General features: G+C 44.3%; 3 protein-coding genes. 1 reads left to right on the top strand and 2 read right to left on the bottom strand.

The annotated features are described in order from the left end of the window. The first annotated feature begins 174 nt into the window (after positions 1-174). Positions 175-405, top strand: coding sequence for a hypothetical protein (locus F6K46_RS38105; RefSeq protein ID WP_293068172.1), 231 nt, complete (start codon positions 175-177; stop codon positions 403-405). Between the two features lie 104 nt (positions 406-509). Here the strand turns inward: F6K46_RS38105 and F6K46_RS38100 are convergent, their stop codons facing one another. Together F6K46_RS38100 and F6K46_RS38095 are read right to left on the bottom strand one after the other, a co-directional pair. Next, positions 510-1,370, bottom strand: a complete 861-nt coding sequence (locus tag F6K46_RS38100) for a hypothetical protein (RefSeq protein WP_293068175.1) — start codon at positions 1,368-1,370, stop codon at positions 510-512. A 67-nt stretch (positions 1,371-1,437) separates the two neighbouring features. Then, complete coding sequence (locus tag F6K46_RS38095) at positions 1,438-3,528, bottom strand: hypothetical protein (RefSeq protein WP_293068178.1); 2,091 nt, start codon at positions 3,526-3,528, stop codon at positions 1,438-1,440. Positions 3,529-4,929 lie beyond the last annotated feature (1,401 nt).

Here is a 4,929-nt window from a genome sequence, read left to right as displayed (position 1 = left end):
AATAGGAATGCGAGTTAAAATATCAGGCTCACAATGGAATATTGAAAATGTTCCTAAAATTCTTTCTTTACGCTGTGCTTACCTAAATGGGATGCTTTATTAATGATGTTTTTACAAAAATGAGATGCACCCGAGAGGAATTGCGTCTTTGACGATAAATGTGTTAGAATAAGTATGGTCAATGACCCACCCGAGACGATGGATTCAGACAGCCTATACGAGCGAAGTCCAGTAATCTGGCGGCGCAGCCAAATCGGTAGACCGGGAAAAGAGGATGGGGCAATGGAAATCCAACCCTTGAATCACAAGTGTATCAAGACTTTTCTTGAAACTCGACACATGAGAACCGCAGGGGTTGCGGGGATAGTCTGTGGAGCGAGCGTAAGACCAGAAAACCCCGCTTAGGGTGGAGGCTGTTGCTATGAAGCAGAAACCTAAATCGTGAGGTTTAGGAATCCCCCACTATAATCTTTGATTTAGCGGCGGGAGGATGTCAAACGCTGAGTACATCAATTGCCCCAAGGTAAACTCTGACCATTACCCCATTTAACTGACGCCTGTACCAAACCCAAAATAAATTCTAGCAATCCTCTCCACTGCTGTTGACTAGCAGTGACTCCTTGCTTATGGATGTGTAGAATCAAATCTCGATCAGGATGGTTAACAATTTCCTGAGCATAGCGGTTGATTACATCACCATCTAGTTGAATCACAGTTTGGGCGCAAATTAAATCATTGATTGACTTGACATTTGCCCGTTGGTGTGAATTAGTTTTTAGCAATGCCTGATTTCGACTATCCAGTGCTGCTTTCAGTTCACTGAGCTTACGCAAACAACGCAAGAAACGATTGTTCTTAAGAATCTGTTGCGCTTGAAGCATTTCCTCAGAACTGCTGGTTTTAGTAGGGTTTGGTAGTCGGGTGTTAATTTGGTGCAGTTCTACTGTGGGATCGGTGAGGATTTCTTGGCCTCCTCTAGCCTGCTCTAGAACAGTGGGATCATACAAGGGTGAATTGGGATCACTCAAAAGCACGGTGTACTCTAGTTCTAAGGTTTTACGTAACTCAAGGTAGCGATCGCGTAAAGACTGATGAATTCCCTGTTGCTCTAGATAGTCCGCTGAGATCGGGTAAATATCCCGGTAGGTTTCCCAGGGGATAAATTTATATCCCTTAATTTCCTCCACTACCATGGTGTTAACTTCTAAGGCTGTGATGTCAATCAAGACATCCCCCAAAGAGCCATAAAATTCATCAAGGGTTTGACCTAATCTAGAGCTAAGATCAGGTGCGACCCGTGGCGAATTTAATCCGGCGCTGGCATCAGTAGTTCCTGGTTGCTTACGGTTTCTGGTCTTGGTCACGGCCATTTTAATAAGATATTAACTACCCTAATATAAGTGGATATAAGTGGAGGAATTATCGATTTCAACCAAACTAATCCTCTTGTTTACGTGGTTTCTTGATAAATAGTGACTCTTCCAGGCTAGACCAATTATCATCATCAAGTTTTATCGCCTCAGATTCACTCTGTTGTGCCACAGGAAAGTCAAACAAGTCTTCCATGAGGTCCTCAGATGCTTTCTCTGATTGATCGGTGATATCAGAGATTTCTAGAAACGGATCTAACTCTTGAGATTCTTCCTGATTAAAGTTATGGTCATCAGTTAGGTCATTGGTCAGTTCTGAAGTATCTGGATCTTCTGAAGGTGCCGATAGCTCCAAGCTATTTCCTAGAGATGGATAAGATTCCAGTTCATCAGTTGCGAAATCATCCCAGTTTTCATCAAGTTCTAAATCTGTTGCTGATCCATTGAGATTACTTGGTGCAGTGAACGGATTAGCGTTTTTCGTTAATTTATCCCACTCATTATCCTCAGAGACATCCAATGAATCTATCTCAGGAGTTGTCAATTCTAGTGATGAGTGCTCCGGTTGTTCCAACATCCAATCATCCCAATCCTCATTTTCTTCTAGCTCCAATGATTCTAGGCTCAAAAGGTTAGAGTCTGTATCAAGCTGTTGTGTGTCTTCTTCAAACAAATCACCCCATTCATCTTCTAATTCCTGGTTTGAAGTTTCAGTTGTGGATTCTGGTGATGGGGGCGTTAACTCCAAATCTTCTAATGTCAGGAGTTCCCAATTTTGATTATCCACTGCATCGGATGACTTTAAATCAGGTTCCGATTGTTCTTCAACGAATTCCTGCCATTGTTGATCAATTTCTGCATCTGAAACGTCTTGGTCAGTTAGCTCCTGATCAGGCACAGACTCCAGTAATTCCCACATCGAGTCATCCCAATCGTCCTGTTCAGTTTCCGCTTCTAACGCCTCGGTGCTATCTTTCGATGGCATCAGTGAGGATTCCAGTTCTGCTGAGGGGACTTCTAGCAGTTCAGGCTCAGTTTCTAGGAAAGTCTCGGGGCTAGCTTGGGTTTCTTTTGGAACTGGGGGTGGAGGTACCAAGATTGACTCCAGTTCTGGTGCCGTATCCGGTAGGAAGTCAGGACTAATCTCTGTTTCTTCTTCAATCGGGGTTGGAGGTACCAAGACTGACTCCAGTTCTGGAGCCGTATCTGGTAGAAAGTCAGGAATAATCTCTGTTTCCTCTTCCATGGGGGGTGGAGGTACCAAGACTGACTCAGTTTCTGACCACCTATCCTGTAGGAAGTTTGCTATTGCTTCTTCCTCCTCCAAGTCAGTCGTTTCTGGCAATTCAGTACTCTCAGTAGTCTCTGGAAACAAACCAGGGTCAGAAACTACTTCATCGACTACTTCATCGACCAATCCAGGTTTTATGATCGGCTCTGTTACCGTGTAGGGATTAATGAATGAATCATCAAAGTTCCCTGGGGTAGGAGCTGTTAATGACTCAAGGTCAGCAGAGATTGTTGGGGGTGTCTCTGGTGCTGTCTGAGTTGGTTCTACTTCGACTGGGGCAGGTTCTGCTACTAATTCCGAGGCAGAGGCAACTGCTGCTGCTGCCAATCCAGTCCCCAAAACGGCTTTAGTAACTGTATCGACACGATGCTCTGTGTATGACTCGACTGACTCGACTGACTCGACTGACTCGACTGACTCTATGGCTACTCTGGTTTCAGTTACCGGTTCTGTGCTTGGCAATAAATGGGTTTCAACCCTAGGGGATTCAGGCTTTATAACCCCAGTAGTGCTAGTTGGGTAACCTAGAGTGAGTAGAACTTCAAACAGCTTATGCAGACTTTTGAGGTTGCTCTGAATAATTTGATTGCCTTGAGCCACTTGATCATTGTGAAATTGCCGCAGTTCCCTATAGCGACCATTGCCGATAAACTGGTCCCCCACTTCATTGTCGATGGTACCGTTAATGGTATCAATGCGGGTACACATACGATGACCAGGTTTTGCTTGGGCTGCATCTAAATCAGCATTGGTGTCGGCTACCCAGGTAGTAATTTTCAAATCAACTGCTTCGCTCAGGGCTAGGACAAGAGCCTCTTTAATATTGCCTGTCTTAAGGTATTGTCTGAAGTCATCGCTAGGAGCCATAATAGTAAACTCGCGCTTATTAGGGTAGTTTTGTAACTTAGTTTAGATTGACTAATTATGAATAATTTTTAATATTCCCACAGCCACCCTTGGGTTGTAATCATGGGATTCTTTAAAAGATATAGCTGTTGTTGAGAGTTTCTTGCTGACTGTGAACACCCAACCGTCAACCGTCAACAAACACTCGGTTACTTACAATTATTTAGGTTAAATATATATCAGACCACAACGAGTTGAGCAACCTAGCAGTGAAGATCTCGATCACTCAACAAGCTTGACTGGGCACACCTTGGACAGCTCCCTGTTCAATGAAGAGTATTGCTTAGTGGGATTGGCGGTGGGTGGTGCATCACCCGAGGAGCCTTACCGGTGGTAGGCGCGAGTGATGGAACATGGCAGTGCAACAGTTGCATTAGCACTAACCCGTGAAATGCTGCAACAAGCTGTCAAGGGTTTGCCCAAAGGGGTAATCGGTGGTTTTGCTGGTAGTTAGAGCAATGGTATGGTCCGGTTGATCTTCTCTGAGGTCGAAACAATATCAATGGTGAGTTTTGGGGGATTGTTAGGGATTAAAAGACGACTATCCAAACCTTTCTTGAGTATGGATTGCGCTTTGATATCGAGGAAAATTTTCAAGGGTGACCAGTCCCATGGGAGCGAATGTGCAGAAGTCGGAAATTCACTCAGTGCCTGGCTTATCCAGGTGATGGTTCCTTCTAGCAGTTACTACCTTCACCCGCTACAGGCGCTTGGGGTTTCAGAAACGGAAATACCGGCTGGGTTTTAAGATACTTTTGTACCAGTATGCTGTTGATTAGTTTTCTCAGTCAACCAGATATGTGCGCACACTCCACAGATTTTAAATAAATAATAGCAAAAAATAATGGCAAACGCAACTAACCTAAAAGATCTGCGCTCAGCGCAAGCCTGTGCCGTAGGCAATCACACTCGTAGAGAAAGCGATCGCATTACTGATTACTGATTCGTGATTACTGATTCGTGATCACTTATTTCTTAGCTTCCGGCAAAAGAAGCCCCACATCTCAATGCGCAGCATGAGTGTGGGATGAATTTTGCACAGGGTCTCTTGGATTCGGCAAAGCCGACGCGGGGCGCGTTCGGGGAAACGAGCTATCAAGCTGTCTTAAAACTCAGACGAGGTCATCCCTCTTCGATTGGCCTCTTGCTCCAGTTGTCTTTTTTCAAAATCGGTAATCCTAACATATAGTATAATATTACTAGGTCGATATACGAGAGGACAAGTCAAATGAGAAGGGTGCATCCCGATTTTGCAGTGAGCATAAATACTCAAGTTCGGTTTTGAGCAATCAGAGCTAAGCTTTGAGAAGTTGACCTATAATCAGGTGAGTTCTGCGAATGGATGCTGACAAACATGCCCAA

The organism is Moorena sp. SIO3E8, from assembly GCF_010692445.1.
Classification (GTDB): domain Bacteria; phylum Cyanobacteriota; class Cyanobacteriia; order Cyanobacteriales; family Coleofasciculaceae; genus Moorena; species Moorena bouillonii.
Note: the sequence above shows the minus strand (reverse complement) of the source record. Positions and strands in the feature narration are given on the sequence as shown.